This is a genomic window from Pandoraea capi (assembly GCF_902459735.1).
In the GTDB taxonomy this organism is placed as follows: Bacteria; Pseudomonadota; Gammaproteobacteria; order Burkholderiales; family Burkholderiaceae; genus Pandoraea; species Pandoraea capi.
This window is the reverse complement of sequence record NZ_CABPRV010000010.1, coordinates 163,183-178,889: the sequence shown is the minus strand read 5'-3', so window position 1 is coordinate 178,889 and position 15,707 is coordinate 163,183. Positions and strand designations below refer to the sequence as shown.

The window sequence follows — 15,707 nt, the reverse complement described above, 5'->3', positions numbered from 1 at the left end:
CCGCGCAGAGCGGGTCGTTGCGCGACACTTGTTACATTCATTTACATGGCGCTGGCGCGTGTCGCACAAAAACAGCGGGCGAATGCCACTTGCGCAGCATTCGCCCGTTGCCGGCGTCCAGCGATATTCGCGTGGGACGCCGTCTCCTCCCTGCCAAACCTGGGTGACCGTCCGCGAAAATTTGGGGAATTTCGGCGACGGCCCTGCTTACTGGTGATAGCGCGTCTTGGCTTCGGCGACGCAACTGTCCTTGCTGTTGCCCGTCAGGCTGTCGCAGCGTTCCATGGCGGCCTTGTACTGGGCCTTGTTGGCATCGGCGTTGGCATCCTGGCGTGCGGCCATGGTGTCCTTCGACGATTCACGGCTCGTGCGCATGACCTTGGCGTCGCCATAGGCCTTGGTCTTGGCGGCGTCGGCGTCCTTCACGCAGACGTCCTTGTCGTTGCCCTTCTTGTCGTCGCAACGCAGCTTGGCGACGCTGTAGTCCGCGTCTGCCTTGGCGACGGCGGCATCGTAGCGCGCCGTGGGCGTTTGCTTATAGTCGGCTTCTGCGTTGGCCTTGGCGATCTTCTCCTTGCCCTTCGCATCTTCGACACAGATCTTCTTCGCGTTGTCCTTCATGTCGTCGCAACGCGCGGCGGCGGCCTTGTAGTCCGCTTCGGCGGATTTCTGCGCGGCGTCGTACCGGTCCTTGGCGGCGGCATCGGCCGCGCTGGCTGCCGTGGTGCTCAGCATGCCTGCTGCCGCGATGCAGGCGCAGGTCAGGACATTCATGGCGATTCGATGTGACATCTCAGAGTCCTCCTTGGCTGGGGATTTGGCGAGCATGAGGCGCGACGTCGAGCGCCGCGTGTCGTGGATCCGAGGGATCCGGTGTGTCGCTGGGGGGCAACCGGGGGATGCGCCACGCCAGGGGGCGGCGTAGCGCGGCAATCGTTACTTGTTACGGTCGGCGGCGCCCTGAATGGCTTCGCCTCCCTTCTCGACGTCCTTACCTGCGCCGTGGATGGTGTTGCAGCCGGCGAGGCCCAGTGCGAAGCCCGAAAGCAGAGCGATGGCGATCAATCGTTTCATTTTGATTTCTCCTTGGAGAGATGTTGTCGTTCGAGGCGCATGGGAAGCGCGAGGGGAGGACCGTGGCTCACCTCCCGGCGAGCTCGGCCTGCGTGAGCGGCCCGAGGGCGCTATGGACGCCGCGACGCCGGATTACCAGAGCTTGTGCTGGTTGTTCCACGTGTCGACTTCGCGCTCGGCATCGGCCTTGGCCTTGCCGTAACGTTCCTGAATCACGCCGACGAACTTGTCGCGATTGCCTTCGATCTTGAGCAGATCGTCATCGGTGAGATTGCCCCACTGCTTCTTTGCTTCGCCCTTGAGCTGGTTCCACTTGCCCTTGATCAGATCCGAGTTCATAGCAACTCCTTATCATGGTGGGTTGGATTCACATACCGCGCCCCGCAGGGCGTTGGCAGGTGATTCCATGGTAGGGAGTGCGAAGGGTTCGCGCTGTCAGCCGCGCTTTCGTCGCGGTGTAGGCGGAGTCGGGTTGGGCTGTCAGTGCATTCCGACTGGCGGGTGTGGAGGCTGCGCCGGCGTGCCGGAGGACGGCTCGCCGGTCTTGTCGTCGGCGGAGGCGGCGGTCGCCGACGGTGCCTGGGTGACAGGACGTTCGGTGAACTCGGTGCTTTCCGTCACTTCTGTGGCGATTTCGAGGGCGTCTGCCGGATTGCACAGCGGCAGCACCACCTGAATTTCGGTACCGAGCCGCTGCGGCAGCGAATGGATGTCGATGCGCCCGCCCTTGGCGGATACGCGCTGACGCATGCCGAACAGGCCGTGCGTTTTGGGCTTGTTGAACTGATCCGAAGTGAGGCCGATTCCGTTGTCGATGACTTCGAGTCTTACGCGCTGGTCGTCGCACGCCAGCGCCACGCGTACCTGCGTGGCACGCGCGTACTTGCCTGCATTCGTGAGCGCCTCCTGCGCCACGCGGAACAGCACGATGGCCGTCGACTCGGGTAACGCGAAGTCTTCTTCCGGCAGATCGAGATCGAGTTGCCAGTGCTGCTGATCGGCCGTCTCCTCGGAGAGCGAGCGCAGGGCCGTGACGAGTCCGAAGTTGATAAGCACGGTCGGGCGCAGGTTCTCGATGATGCGACGCTTTATCTGAATGCCGGAGTCGAGATTGCGCTGCGCACGTGCGAGCTTTTCCGCAATGACCGGATCGACGCTGCGCACCTTGTGATGCACCCACGTGACGTCCATCTTGCACGCAGTGAGAATAGCGCCCAGCTCATCGTGCAATTCGCGCGAGAGGCGCGTCTTTTCATCTTCACTGACGTTCTGCAAGTGAGTGGCCAGCTCGTCGAGCTGTTCGGTGCGCTCGCGCACGAGGCGGTCGAGATGCGCCTGCTGCTCGTGCAGTTGATCGCGCGCCAGTTGCTCCTGTCGCATCTGCTTGCCGAGTGAGCGGAACAACAGTACGAACAGCAGAATCGTCAGCACCGAGAGGGCCCCGGCACTCACGGCCGAAATGGCCTGATCGAAGCGGCCGTCGTCCTGCGCCGTGCGCGCCCGCGCCAGTTCGCGGTTGTACAGATCGGTGATGCCGGTCTGCACGGGCTCCATCGTCCCGATGCCCAGTCTCGAGGGGGAGAGCGCTTCGTCAAGCGACATCTCGCCCTGCGTGACGGCGGCACGCGCCGTATCCATTGCCGTAATGCGCTCGGAGAAGACTTTCATGACCCGCGCGAATTCGCGTGTGGCCTGATCGTCGCCAACATCCTGATAGTGCTGGATGATGAGTGCCGAGAGGTCGCGAATGCGTCGCACGGCCGAGAGATACGGATCGAGATACACCGGATTGTTCGTGAGCAGATAGCCGCGCTGACTCGCCACCACGGTCGATGTGCGCGCAATGATCTCGTTGAGCTCGTTGGCGGCCATCATGTTTTGCAGCGCGCTTTCGTAAGTGGACGCGAGACGGCGGTGCGCCGATTCCAGCCCGATCAGGCTGCCGACCGTGATGACGATCGCGGCGATCATGGCGATGATCCAGCTTCTGCGACGCAACCAGGACGTAAATCGGGGCATTGGGAGATGGGGGCCTTGAGTGGCGTTGATAGGGGATTGGCGGGCGTATGTCGAAATGCGGCGATGGCCTTGCCGCCCGATATCCTGCGACGTGCAAGAGCATAAGGCGACGTCGGGTGCTTCGATAATACGGCGAAAACTGCACCTTTCGGGCAATTGTCAGCCAATTCCTACGTAAAAACCAGCGCCGCGCGGGCAGTCCCGCCAGCGGCGTTTTTCTACTATTCATTCAGCGCCCTGTGCTTCACGCGCTTCATATGTGGGCGATCAGGATCGTCGATCCCCCCGGATGCGAGACGTGCCAGCCACGGGGAGCCGGAAAAGTCTCCGGGAAATGAAGCAATAAACAAGGAGAACGCCATGTTGAAGTGGGCTTTGTTGTTCGCACTGATCTCCATCGTCGCCGGTCTGTTGGGCTTCACCGGGATCGCTGCGGGTGCGGCCGGGATCGCGAAGATTCTGTTCGTTCTGTTCCTGGTCCTGTTCGTGATCTTCCTGCTGCTTGGATTGACCGTCGCCAAGAAGATCGTCGACTAGCCATCACCATTCAAGGAGGTTGCGATGCTTCACTATGCCGTCGTTTTTTTCGTGATCGCGTTGATCGCCGCAGTTTTCGGCTTTACGGGAATCGCTGCGGGTGCCGCCGAAATCGCGAAGATCCTGTTCTTCATCTTCCTGGTGATCTTTCTGGTCACGCTGCTCTTCGGGGTGGTCCGACGATAGTCACCGTCAGGGAACGCGGGGCGGCAATAGCCGCCCTTCGCCGCATCCGGCGCGCGCGTCCCCACGGTTCCTATGGTTCCCATGGTTCCCTTCGTAACCCCGTCCGACGCACAAACCGCTACAGGAGGATTCGCCAATGCATACCGCCAAGCAAGCCAAACAGCACGCCAAGCGCACCAAGCACGCGATGACCGGTAATGGTCACAGCCAGCACGCGGGTGATGAATTCGAAATCGACGTTCGCGCCATGCGCGAGCGTGCCCGTGAGCACCTCGATGACGGTGCTGTCACGGAGGACTACCGCGCCGATCGCGACGCGGTCGTGCACATGCTCAACGACGCGCTCGCGACAGAACTGGTCTGCGTGCTGCGTTACAAGCGTCACCATTTCATGGCCACCGGCATTCATGCCGAGCCGGTAGCGGCCGAATTCGCCGAGCACGCGGCCCAGGAGCAGGATCACGCGGATCGCATTGCGACGCGTATCGTGCAACTGGGCGGCGAGCCCGATTTTTCCCCCGACAGCCTGTCGTCGCGCAGCCACGCCGAGTACGTTACCTGTACCAGCCTGCGGGATATGATTCGCGAAAATCTCGTGGCAGAACGTATTGCGATTGAGAGTTACCGCGAGATGATTCATTATTTGGGCGACCGGGATACCACGACGCGTCGCATGCTCGAAGAAATCCTCTCTGTCGAGGAAGAGCATGCCGACGATATGCGGGATCTGCTCGACCGGGAGTGACGGCCATGGCACGCGTACCGAAATCGTTCGAGCGCGGCCAGGAGGCCGACGGGGACAGTCTCTGGAGCTTAGATGTCACTGACAATAAAAATCCTGATTGCCGACGATCACGCCATTGTTCGTACCGGCTTCAAGCAATTCATCGCCGACGAGTCGGATATGGAGGTGCTGGGCGAGGCCGCGAGCGGGGACGAGGTGATTCGTGCCGTGCGAGAAACCGAATTCGATGTCGTGCTGCTGGATATCGCCATGCCTGACAAGAACGGCATCGACACCCTGCGCGTGATCAAGCAGTTGAGACCCGAGCAGGGTGTCCTGTTCTTGTCGACCTATCCGGAAGCGCAATACGCGGTGAATCTGCTGCGCGCCGGGGCCGATGGCTATCTGATGAAGGACGCGGCGCCCGAGGAAATCATCCGGGCGATTCGCACGGTCGCACGCGGTCACCGTTATGTCAGCGAAGTCACGGCGGACCTGCTGGCGCAGAAGCTTGACAAGCCGGTCGACGAACCGATGCACGAGCAGCTCTCGGAGCGCGAGTTTCAGGTGTTCTGCAAGCTCGCTCAGGGGCGTACGCCCACTGAAATCGCCGACGAGTTGCATTTGTCGGTGAAGACCGTCAGTACCTATCGCGCGCGGGTGCTGGAAAAGATGCATTTGAAAACCAATGCCGACCTGACGCTGTATGCGCTCAAGAACGGTTTGATAAGTTGATAGAGAGGCTGTCATGTCAACCGGGAACGCGGCAACGCTTACGGGGTCCCGCTTGCCCCTGAAGGTGCTGCTGATCGAAGATTCGGCGGTGATTCGCGAGAGCCTGTCCGAAGCACTCGGATCGACCGGGATGCTCGAGGTCACAGGTGTGGCGGAGACGGCCGATGACGCGGTTCGCACCCTGGAAAACGATTCTTTCGACGCGGTCATCGTCGACATCCAGCTCCGGCGCGGCTCGGGCATGGACGTCCTGTCGTATCTGCACGACACGGGAATGCTGGAAAAGCTCATGGCCATCGTCTTGACGAATTACGCCCTGGCGACGTACCGCAAACGCTGCCAGCAACTGGGTGTGCAGTACTTTTTCGACAAATCGCTGGAGTTCGACCGGGTCATCGAGGTACTGGACGAATTTGCGACCGGTCGGCAGGCCTGACTTCGCCCGTTGGCGGTCATCGATTCCTTACCTCCTAAAATCCATATAAAGAGATCAAATTTTATTATTTTCAACTATTTAGGCGCTTGGGCTAGAATGTCGCCTTTGCGCTAAATAGAGTCTTGGCGGCGGCACTGCGGGCGGTTTTGCAGTGGGGCTGCTATTTTTTTGCATGATCGAACTCCAGAACATTACCCAGCGTTTCGCTGGACCCAAGGGGCCGATCGACGCGCTTTCCAATATCAGCCTGTCGATCCAGCGTGGCGAAGTCTTCGGCATCATCGGCCGAAGCGGCGCCGGCAAGAGCACGCTCGTGCGTGTCATCAACCTGCTGAACCGTCCGAGCGACGGCACGGTGCGGGTCGACGGTCAGGATCTGACGTCGTTGTCGGCGGACGACCTGCGTCAGGCGCGTCGACGCATCGGCATGATCTTCCAGCACTTCAACCTGCTCAGCTCACGCACCGTCTATCAGAACGTGGCGCTGCCGCTCGAACTCGCGGGCATGTCGGCCGCCGAGATTCGCGGCAAAGTGCTGCCGTTGCTCGAACTCGTGGGCCTGACGGCGCAGAAGGACCGCTATCCGTCGCAGATCTCCGGCGGCCAGAAGCAGCGTGTGGGCATCGCCCGCGCGCTCGCCAGCGAGCCGCAAGTGCTGCTCTCGGACGAAGCCACGTCGGCGCTCGATCCGGAGACGACCCGCTCGATTCTCGACCTGCTCAAGCGGATTAACCGCGAACTGGGCCTGACGGTCGTGCTGATCACGCACCAGATGGAAGTCATCAAGCAGGTCTGCGACCGCGTCGCTGTGCTCGATGCCGGCCGCGTGGTGGAGCAAGGGGCCGTGATCGACGTATTCCTGCGTCCGCGTCACGACGTGACCCGTGCGCTGATCGGCGACGTGATTGCGCAGGAATTGCCCGCGGGTGTGCGCGAGCGCGTGGCGTCGCGTATCGGTAACGGTCACGATCACCTGTACCGCCTGGCGTTTTCGGGCGCGGGCGTCGACCAGCCGCTGCTGTCCGAGGCGATTCGCCGCTACGAACTCGATTTCAACATCCTGCATGGCCAGATCGACGAGATCCAGGGGCAGGCATTCGGATCGCTTGCCGTGATGGCGGGCGGCACACCGGCCCGTGTGGCCGAAGCCATGGCGTTCCTCGCCAGTGAAGGCGTGGTTGTCGAGGAGCTGAGCCATGTGGAGTGAAATGTTCGATCTGTTCGTCTCGTCGTTCTGGGAGACGCTCATCATGGTCGGGATCTCGGGTCTGATCGGTGCTGTCGTGGGCGTGCCGCTGGGCGTGCTGCTGTATCTGACGGACCGTAACGGCGTGTTGCAGAACCTGCCGACCAATCGCATCGTCGGGATCCTCGTCAACGCCGTGCGCTCCACGCCGTTCATCATCTTGCTGGTGGCCGTGATTCCGTTCACGCGACTGATCGTCGGGTCGTCCATCGGCACGATGGCAGCGGTGGTGCCGCTCACGATTGCGGCGGCCCCGTTTGTGGCGCGTCTGGTGGAAACGGCCCTGCGTGAAGTCGATCGCGGCCTGATCGAGGCCGCCCAGTCGATGGGCGCGACGACCGGTCAGATCGTCATGAAGGTGCTGCTGCCCGAGGCGCTGCCCGGCATCGTGGCCGGTCTGACGATCACGTTCGTGAGCCTGGTCGGTTATTCGGCCATGGCGGGCGCCATCGGCGGCGGCGGTCTGGGCGATCTCGGGATTCGCTACGGGTATCAGCGCTTCCTGCCGGAAGTCATGATCACCGTCGTGCTGATCCTGATCGTTTTCGTGCAACTGGTGCAGACGTTCGGCGACTGGCTGGTGCGTCGGCTGAGCCACAAGTAATACGTCCCACATAACAATGTCGCCGGACCGACGAGTCCGGCACTTCATTCACACACGCGAGGTTTTCCATGCAACGTCGTACGCTTTTCAAGCTGCTGGCAGGAGTTGGTGCCGCTACGGTTTTCGCTACGCAATTCGCGGCTACCGCTACGGCGGCTGACGCGGTCAATCTGAAGGTCGGTGTCACGGGCGGCCCGCACGCCCAGATCTTCGACGAAGTGAAGAAGGTCGCGGCCAAGGACGGCCTGAACATCAAGGTCATCGAGTTCAGCGATTACGTGCAGCCGAACGCGGCCTTGTCGTCGGGCGATCTGGACGTGAACAGCTACCAGCACCAGCCGTACCTCGACGCGCAGGTGAAGGATCGCGGCTACAAGCTCGAATCGATCGCCAAGACCGTGATCTTCCCGATGGGCATCTATTCGAAGAAGATCAAGTCGCTGGCCGATCTGAAGACGGGCGACAAGGTGTCGCTGCCGAACGACCCGACCAACGGCGGCCGTGCGCTGCTGTTGCTGCAAAAGCAGGGTCTTATCAAGCTGCGCGCTGACGCTGGCCTGAAGGCAACGCCGATCGACGTGGCCGAAAACCCGAAGAAGCTGAAGTTCGTGGAACTGGACGCCGCCCAACTGCCGCGCTCGCTCGACGACGTCGCCGTGGCCGTCATCAACACCAACTTCGCGATGGAAGCCGGTCTGAACCCGAAGAAGGATTCGATCGCCATCGAAGACGCCAATGGCCCGTACGCCAACGTGCTCGTGATTCGCTCGGCCGACAAGAACAAGCCGTGGGTGGCCAAGCTGATCAAGGCTTACCACTCGCCGGAAGTGAAGGCATTCATCGAGCAGAAGTTCGGTGGCTCGGTCGTGACGGCCTGGTAATCGGTCATCGTGCGCAAACGCATTTGAGGACGCCGGGGGACGGTTCACCGTCCGACGGCGAGCTCTGCGGTAACGGCAACGCTTTACGGCGTTGCCGTTTTTTTGGGCCCCGTCAAAGCGGTCGATTCGTGGATGCACAGTGTGTTGCATCCACCGGTTGAATTCACAACCCGAAGCCGCCATTCGGCGTAGCGGCGATCCACATTTCACGCCAGGCTGAAGCGTTAGCGCCGAGGGCGCTCGCATAATCCACCTCATCCGGCGCCTCACAAGCCGCGTGGATCCCGACCCCCTTCATGGCGAGAACGAATTGGCGCAAACACGCACAACCGCGACGAGCGAACCCAACGCCTTTCTTGATCTGACGTTGCTCCTGACGCTCTCGACACTGTGGGGCGCATCTTACACATTCATCAAAATCGGCGTCGCTACGATTCCCCCGCTAACGCTCATCGCGGCGAGAACGTTAATTGCCGGATCGGTCTTGCTGCTCTGGATGAGAGTTCAGCGTATTTCAATGCCGCGCGATCCCGCTGTATGGCGTCGTTTCTTCGTGCAGGCGTTGTTGAACAGCGTCGTTCCTTTTACGCTCATCGCATGGGCCGAGCGTTCGGTGGACGCGGGTTTGGCGACGATCCTGAACTCGGCCTCGCCGGTCATGGCATTTCTCGGAACATGGCTTATCACTCGCCATGAACCCATGACAGTGCGCAAGTCGTTCGGCGTCGTCTCGGGGCTTGCCGGGATATGCCTGGTCGTTGGTGTCAGCGCATTCGGAGGACTCGGGCAGCAACTGGTTCCACAACTGGCGATCGTTACAGCGACGGTTTGCTATGCGGCGGCGGCGATCTACGGACGGTCCTTCGCAGGGCTCTCGCCAGCCGTTCCTGCTGCGGGTTCGCTGATTGTCGGTGCGACCCTGCTTGTCCCAGCCAGTCTGCTGGTTGACCGTCCCTGGACACTCCATCCTTCGGGGCAATCACTGATGGCGCTTGCAGCACTCGCCCTCTTTTCGACCGCGATCGCGTTCGTGATTTACTTTCGACTCGTACAGACACTCGGGTCGGTCGGTACTACCGCGCAAGCCTATCTGCGTGTTCCCATCGGCGTCGCGATAAGCGTCGTGTTCCTTGGGGAGTCACTATCTACGTCAGCCTGGCTGGGGCTCGGGTGTGTCGTTGCCGGGGTCGCCGCCATGACGATCCGGACGTCGGCGGAGTCCAGAAGCGCCACTTGACGGGGATCTTCGCTGCGTTGCCTTCCTGGCACGCGCAAAGCCATCGCTTCAGACGGCTGCGGCAATGCCCTTAATGGGCGAGGCATCGTCCAGGTATTTGTGGCAATTCCGATGCTGTCACCGTTTTGTCAAATAACGGCGATAGCCTGAACGGCAAGTAAAAGAGGGTGCCCACGGGCACCGTCACAAGACGCGGACATGGGCCAAAGAGCAGCGACCGCACGCGAAGCACGGGGAACGGGTGAGACTTCATCGGGGTGGAATGCCTGCGGTGCGTGCGCGTGTGCCCGTCAGATGCCCGCACAACGTAACGCTGTTTGCATGATGCCGGCGCACCGCACCGACTTACGGAGTCTCAGTTGAACCCTCTCCCGCCTGCCGCAGTTGCCGGGATACGTCCGCAGGACCGCTTTGGCACCGCCCTGGCGGCGCACGATGCACAGTCGGCACCCGCCGGCTCGACTTCCCTATCCCCATCTCCTGTCGCTTCTTCTGCACCGACGGCTCCTTTCGTCGAACCTGACGAAGTGTCGTTGCTTGCCGAGCTTTGCGAAGGCATCGGCCTGACCTGCGTCTTCCAGCCGATTCTCGACTTCCGGACGTCGGAAGTCGCCGGTTACGAAGGACTGGTGCGCGGGCCTGCCGGCACCTCGATCCATTCGCCGATGGCGTTGTTTGCCGCGGCACGTCGTCACGGCTTGCTCGGACCGCTCGAACTCGCCTGTCGTCGCACGGTGCTGCGGGGGTTCGTCGAGCAGGATCTGCCCGAACGTCTGTTCTTGAATATCGGCCCCGTGACACGCGCATTGCCTGGCGGTGGGGTGAGCGAATCGCTCGGTCTGGACGAGACGTTCGCCATGCTCCAGTCGTTCCGGCTGCCGCCCGAGCGCGTGGTGCTCGAACTCACGGAGCACGCCCCGACACTGGATCTGGCGAGTACGCGCGCGTCGCTCACGGCGTATCGCGCGCTGGGCTTCGAAGTGGCGCTCGACGATATGGGAGAGGGCTACGCGAGCTTACGTCTGTGGTCGGAACTGCGGCCCGATTACGTCAAGATCGACAGGCATTTCGTCGATGGGATCGACACCGACACCGTCAAGCTTCAGTTCGTGCGCTCGATGCGCCAGATTGCCGAGACGAGCGGCACGCGCGTGATCGCCGAAGGCATCGAGCACGCCGAGGAGCTTCAGGTCGTGCGCGATCTGGGCATCTTCCTCGGACAAGGCTATTTCATCGCGCGTCCCGAGGCGCAGCCGCAGCGCGCGATTACCGCTAACGTGCAGGAAGTGGTGAACGAGCGTCGCGCGTACGTGCATCAGCAACCGAGCCAGTTGGGCGCGGGCAACGTGACGCTCGAGCGTATTGCGTCGTACGTGGCGCCGGTGTCGCCGGACACGCGCAGCGAGGACGTCGTGGCCCGCTTCGAGAGCGACCCGGCGCTGGAAGTGCTGCCGGTGGTCGAGCGCGAGCGGGCCGTCGGGTTGATCGGACGGGCGTCGCTGATCGGGCGGTTTGCGCGTCCGTTCACGCGCGAACTGTACGGACGCAAACCGTGCTCGGCGGTGATGGAACCGCGCCCGCTGACGTTCGACAAGGCGGCGCGCGTCGAGGACCTGAGTCGAATGATCGCCGAAGGGGCGAGTCGTCAGATTGCCGCCGGTTTCATCGTGACGGACCAGGGGCGATACTTCGGCGTGGCGCAGGGACACGCGCTGATGCGCCACATCACCGACATGCAGCTCGACGCCGCACGTTACGCCAATCCGCTCACCCTGCTGCCGGGCAACGTGCCGATCGACGACTACATGGATCGCATGATCGGTGAGCGTCAATCGTTTCACGCGTGCTACGTCGATCTCGATAACTTCAAGCCGTTCAACGACGTATTCGGCTATCGGCGTGGTGACGACCTGATTCAACTCGTCGCCCGCGTGTTGATGGCCGTGCGCAATCCCGAGCGCGACTTTCTCGGGCACATCGGCGGTGACGATTTTCTGATTCTGTTCCGCAGCCCGGACTGGGAAGCCCGCTGCCGCGAAGCGCTCACGCGTTTCGGCGAGGCAGTGACGGAGTACTTTCATCCGGATCAGATTGCGGCCGGTGGGTTTGAGGCGGAGGATCGTCGCGGCATGGTCATCTTCCATCCGATCACGAGCCTGTCGATCGGTGTGGTCGCCGTCACGCCGGAGAGCTTCCCGTCTCATGTGGAAGTGTCTGCCGCCGCAGCCGATGCGAAGAAGATGGCCAAGCGCGCGCTCGGCAACAGCTTGTTCATCGAGCGTCGGCGGGCGCATCGGTAAGCGGCTCGCGCGGTCGCCGGCCATGAAAAAGCCCGCCGATTGGCGGGCTTTTTCGTTGGATGACGCGCGACGCTGTGGCTCAGTGAGACAGCGCGGGCATGCCGTCCATGCTGGCGGCGTCCTGCTCACGTTCTTCCGACAGATACGGGGTACGCCAACCGGCCTTCACGCCCCAGTGATAGAACACGAGCGACAGCAGCGCAACGATCGCCATGTCCCAGCCGTACGGCAGCAGACCGAGGCCACCGAATTCCTTGCTGCCGATGTACGAGCATAGCGCCATGCACGGCAGGTAACCGATGAGCCACCACGAGGCCTTGAGGTCGCGGCCGAAACCCTGCCACTTGTCCTTCGCCTGATAGTAGAAGTAGACCGGCAACGCCACGATCACCAGCACGATGATCTGGCCGGTGAGCGGCCAACGCGCCCAGTACAGGATCAGCGACGCACACACGAACGCGAAGGGTGCGATCAGCGACAGGCCCGGCAGGCGCAGCGGACGGTGCATGTCCGGCGCCGAGCGGCGCAGTGCCATCACACTGATCGGACCGGTGAGGTACGAGATCACCGTGGCCACCGAGATCACGGCAGCCAGCGAGTCCCAGCCACGGAAGAAGAACATGAAGACGAACGAGATCGCGAGGTTGAACCACATCGCGGGACGGGGCACGCCGTACAGCGGATGCACGCGGCCGAAAATCGCCGGCAGGGTGCGGTTGCGCTCCATCGCGTAGATCATGCGGCTCGTCGTGGCCATGTAGGTCGTGCCGGTGCCGCTCGGGCTGAGGAACGCGTCGAAGTACAGCACGATCGCCAGCCAGTTCAGGCCAAGGGCAATCGCGAGTTCGGCGAACGGCGAGCTGAAGCTCACCATGTGCCAGCCGCCCGCCAGTTGTTCGGGCGAGAGCGCGCCAATGTATGCGACTTGCAGCAGCAGATAGATGACGGTGGCGAGCAGGATCGAACCGACCACGGCAAACGGGATGCTGCGCCCCGGATCGCGCGCTTCACCCGCGAGGTTCACGGGGCTTTGAAAGCCGTTGAACGCGAACACGATGCCCGACGTCGCGACGGCGGTCAGCACGGCCGACATGCCGTTTGGCGCGAAGCCGCCATGCTCGGCGATGTTGAAGTTGCCCGGGTGAAAACCGGCGACCATCAGACCGGCAATGGTCAGGGCCGGAATCGCGAACTTGAACAGCGTGATCGCCGTGTTGGCGCGCGCGAACAGCTTCACGCCCCAGTAGTTCAGCATGAAGTAGACGATCACGAGCAACGCCGACAACGTCAGACCGCTCGTGGTGAGCGTGCCGTCCACGAACAGGGCATGCGCCCAGTCGTACGGCCACGTGCTCATGTACTGGATCGACGCCTCGGCTTCGATCGGAATCACCGAGACGATGGCGATCCAGTTGGCCCACGCGGCGATGAAGCCGACGAGACTGCCGTGTGAATAACGCGAGTAGCGGACCATACCGCCCGACTCGGGGAACATCGCGCCGAGTTCGGCGTAGGTCAGGGCGATGGCAAGAATCACGACGGCGCCGATGAGCCACGCGAGCAGTGCGGCGGGACCGGCGATCTTGGCGGCCTTCCAGGCACCGAACAACCAGCCGGAGCCGATGATCGAGCCGAGACCGGTCAACATCAGGGCGAACGGCCCGATGTTGCGCATGAGGGATGGGTTGTTGTCCATTCTGTCTTCTCCACGCCCGGGGGGAGCAAACGGCCGCCCGGTGGTCGGGAAGGGCACGTTGCGCGAGGGCGGACACGCCGGCAGGCCATTCACCGTCACAAGGAGCATGACGGCGCGGGGGTAGCGCTGACGGACGCGACTTCTGTTGATCGGTTTCGCGAAAAACGACCGGGTTCCGATGGCACCGCAGGGGGAGCATGCGGCCCCCGAAATGGGGTCGGAGTCGCCGTTCGCGAAAAAAAGCGCGATTCTACCCGAGCCGGCGCGGGTCTGTGGGACTTTGTAACACTTTCACAATGGCATCCCGTTTGCCGACGTTAGGTCGAATTGGGCGCAAGCCAGTCACGGCGCGGCTCGCGCCGTGAGAATCCGACTATTACAGATTGTTAAAGGGTCAGATGAAACTCAGAGGCCGGCAAGGCAGAGATATTTCATTTCAAGGTACTCGTCGATGCCGTACTTCGACCCTTCGCGTCCAAGACCGGACTGTTTGACGCCACCGAACGGCGCGACCTCGTTCGAGATCAGCCCCGTGTTGATGCCGACCATACCGGCCTCGATCCCCTCGGCCACGCGCCAGACGCGCCCGACGTCACGGGCGAAGAAGTACGAGGCCAGACCGAAGTCGGAGGCATTGGCCAGGCGGATGCCGTCCGCTTCGTCCTTGAACCGGAAGACGGGGGCGACCGGGCCGAAGGTTTCCTCCTGCGCGACGAGCATGTCCGCGCTGGCGTCGGCCACCACGGTCGGCTCGAAGAAGCGGCCGTGCAGGACCTTGCCGCCGACGGTGACGCGTCCGCCCTTGGCGATGGCGTCTGCCACATGGCGCTCGACCTTGGTGATGGCCGCGTCCTCGATCAGCGGGCCGATCGCGACACCCGGCTCGAAGCCGTTACCCACCCGCAGTTTGCTCACGGCGGCGGTGAGCTTTTCGACGAAAGCATCGTAAATGCCGTCTTGTGCGTAGATGCGGTTCGCACAGACGCACGTCTGGCCGGCGTTACGGAATTTGGAGGCGATGCAGCCTTCGACGGCCGCATCGACGTCGGCATCGTCGAAAACGAGGAAGGGCGCGAGCCCGCCCAGTTCGAGTGCGACTTTCTTGATCGTCGATGCGCATTGCTCCATTAGCTTCGCTCCCACCGGGGTCGAACCCGTGAAGGAGAGATGGCGCACGCGGGGGCTGGACGTGAGGACGTTGCCGACATCCGACGAGTTTTTCGACGTCACCACGTTGAAGACGCCCTTGGGCAATCCCGCGCGGTCGGCCAGTTCGGCCAGCGCGAGCGCCGAGAGCGGGGTGAGACGGGCCGGTTTGACCACGATGGTGCAGCCCGCCGCAATGGCCGGTGCGATCTTGCGGGTGATCATCGCGATGGGGAAGTTCCACGGCGTGATCGATGCGCAGACGCCGATGGGCTGTTTGAGTACCATCAGGCGCTTGGCGCCTTCGGGCGAGGCGAGTACGTCGCCGTCGATCCGTTTGGCTTCCTCGGCGAACCACTCGATGAACGACGCCCCGTAGGCGACTTCCCCTTTGGCCTCGGCGAGCGGCTTGCCTTGCTCGGCGGTCATGATGGCGCCGAGATCGTCCTGCGCCTGCATGATGAGGTCGAACCAGTGACGCATGATGCGCGCGCGTTCCTTGCCCGTCTTGCTGCGCCATTCCGGCAGGGCGGTTTCGGCGGCCACCAGCGCGCGTTCGGTCTCCTTGGCGCCAAGGTCGGCCACGTGGGCGATCTCGGCGTCGGTCGCCGGATCGTTGACGACGAAGGTGGCGTGGGAATCGGCAGGCGTCCAGTCGCCATCGATGTAGGCGTCGGACTTGAGCAGTTCGGGGTCTTTCAGGCGGGCCAGGGCAGGATGCGCTTTGGCCGCAGCGCTGGATTGCCGGGAGGCATGAGGCGGGCGGGATGATGACACGATCGGCTCCTTTCGATAGCCGTGCGGCGCGCTCTGGGGAGGCAGCGCCACGCGGAGGACGGAAATAGCAACGAAAGCGGTAACTGACGCGGTAAAGCGCGCAGGGACA

Annotated in this window: 17 protein-coding genes; 11 read left to right on the top strand and 6 right to left on the bottom strand. The window is 62.5% G+C overall.

Going from position 1 to position 15,707, the window contains the following annotated elements; all coding sequences use genetic code 11:
- Window positions 1-207: 207 nt before the first annotated feature.
- From PCA20602_RS19670 to PCA20602_RS19655, 4 genes are all read right to left on the bottom strand, one after another.
- The gene (locus tag PCA20602_RS19670; RefSeq protein WP_217432464.1) at window positions 208-792 is read right to left on the bottom strand and encodes a hypothetical protein; all 585 of its coding nucleotides are present in this window, start codon (window positions 790-792) and stop codon (window positions 208-210) included.
- Between the two features lie 144 nt (window positions 793-936).
- Entirely contained in the window at window positions 937-1,074 is a 138-nt protein-coding gene (locus PCA20602_RS19665) for an entericidin A/B family lipoprotein (RefSeq protein ID WP_039374867.1), read from the bottom strand.
- A 132-nt stretch (window positions 1,075-1,206) separates the two neighbouring features.
- Window positions 1,207-1,413: a CsbD family protein gene (locus PCA20602_RS19660; RefSeq protein ID WP_039374866.1), complete on the bottom strand. Its 207-nt coding sequence runs from the start codon at window positions 1,411-1,413 to the stop codon at window positions 1,207-1,209.
- Window positions 1,414-1,554: 141 nt separating this feature from the next.
- Window positions 1,555-3,045 carry a sensor histidine kinase gene (locus PCA20602_RS19655; protein WP_174981346.1) on the bottom strand — a complete coding sequence of 497 codons (1,491 nt, stop codon included), beginning with the start codon at window positions 3,043-3,045 and terminating at the stop codon, window positions 1,555-1,557.
- Between the two features lie 408 nt (window positions 3,046-3,453).
- On the opposite strand from PCA20602_RS19655, the gene PCA20602_RS19650 reads away from it, so the two are divergent.
- From PCA20602_RS19650 to PCA20602_RS19600, 11 genes are all read left to right on the top strand, one after another.
- Window positions 3,454-3,630 carry a DUF1328 family protein gene (locus tag PCA20602_RS19650; RefSeq protein WP_042114863.1) on the top strand — a complete coding sequence of 59 codons (177 nt, stop codon included), beginning with the start codon at window positions 3,454-3,456 and terminating at the stop codon, window positions 3,628-3,630.
- A gap of 24 nt (window positions 3,631-3,654) precedes the next feature.
- Window positions 3,655-3,816: a DUF1328 domain-containing protein gene (locus tag PCA20602_RS19645; protein WP_039374862.1), complete on the top strand. Its 162-nt coding sequence runs from the start codon at window positions 3,655-3,657 to the stop codon at window positions 3,814-3,816.
- Window positions 3,817-4,063: 247 nt separating this feature from the next.
- The gene (locus PCA20602_RS19640; RefSeq protein WP_425495691.1) at window positions 4,064-4,561 is read left to right on the top strand and encodes a ferritin-like domain-containing protein; all 498 of its coding nucleotides are present in this window, start codon (window positions 4,064-4,066) and stop codon (window positions 4,559-4,561) included.
- 72 nt (window positions 4,562-4,633) lie between these two features.
- Window positions 4,634-5,275: a response regulator gene (locus tag PCA20602_RS19635; RefSeq protein WP_039400349.1), complete on the top strand. Its 642-nt coding sequence runs from the start codon at window positions 4,634-4,636 to the stop codon at window positions 5,273-5,275.
- 13 nt (window positions 5,276-5,288) lie between these two features.
- Window positions 5,289-5,711 (top strand): response regulator, encoded by a 423-nt coding sequence (locus PCA20602_RS19630; RefSeq protein WP_150722631.1) that lies wholly within the window; start codon window positions 5,289-5,291, stop codon window positions 5,709-5,711.
- 172 nt (window positions 5,712-5,883) lie between these two features.
- A complete protein-coding gene (locus PCA20602_RS19625) occupies window positions 5,884-6,918 on the top strand; it encodes a methionine ABC transporter ATP-binding protein (RefSeq protein WP_150722630.1) in 1,035 nt (344 codons plus the stop codon).
- Entirely contained in the window at window positions 6,908-7,561 is a 654-nt protein-coding gene (locus PCA20602_RS19620) for a methionine ABC transporter permease (protein ID WP_039400341.1), read from the top strand. Before PCA20602_RS19625 ends, PCA20602_RS19620 begins: the two co-directional genes overlap by 11 nt.
- A 68-nt stretch (window positions 7,562-7,629) precedes the next feature.
- The gene (locus PCA20602_RS19615; RefSeq protein WP_069342191.1) at window positions 7,630-8,442 is read left to right on the top strand and encodes a MetQ/NlpA family ABC transporter substrate-binding protein; all 813 of its coding nucleotides are present in this window, start codon (window positions 7,630-7,632) and stop codon (window positions 8,440-8,442) included.
- Between the two features lie 310 nt (window positions 8,443-8,752).
- Window positions 8,753-9,679 (top strand): DMT family transporter, encoded by a 927-nt coding sequence (locus tag PCA20602_RS19610; RefSeq protein WP_150722703.1) that lies wholly within the window; start codon window positions 8,753-8,755, stop codon window positions 9,677-9,679.
- A 257-nt stretch (window positions 9,680-9,936) separates the two neighbouring features.
- The gene (locus PCA20602_RS26420; RefSeq protein ID WP_363322037.1) at window positions 9,937-9,990 is read left to right on the top strand and encodes a 4Fe-4S binding protein; all 54 of its coding nucleotides are present in this window, start codon (window positions 9,937-9,939) and stop codon (window positions 9,988-9,990) included.
- A 48-nt stretch (window positions 9,991-10,038) separates the two neighbouring features.
- A complete protein-coding gene (locus PCA20602_RS19600; RefSeq protein ID WP_246182243.1) occupies window positions 10,039-11,979 on the top strand; it encodes a GGDEF domain-containing protein in 1,941 nt (646 codons plus the stop codon).
- Window positions 11,980-12,058: 79 nt separating this feature from the next.
- Here the strand turns inward: PCA20602_RS19600 and PCA20602_RS19595 are convergent, their stop codons facing one another.
- Entirely contained in the window at window positions 12,059-13,675 is a 1,617-nt protein-coding gene (locus PCA20602_RS19595) for an APC family permease (protein WP_150722629.1), read from the bottom strand.
- Between the two features lie 405 nt (window positions 13,676-14,080).
- The gene (locus tag PCA20602_RS19590; protein WP_150722628.1) at window positions 14,081-15,598 is read right to left on the bottom strand and encodes an NAD-dependent succinate-semialdehyde dehydrogenase; all 1,518 of its coding nucleotides are present in this window, start codon (window positions 15,596-15,598) and stop codon (window positions 14,081-14,083) included.
- Between the last annotated feature and the right edge of the window lie 109 nt (window positions 15,599-15,707).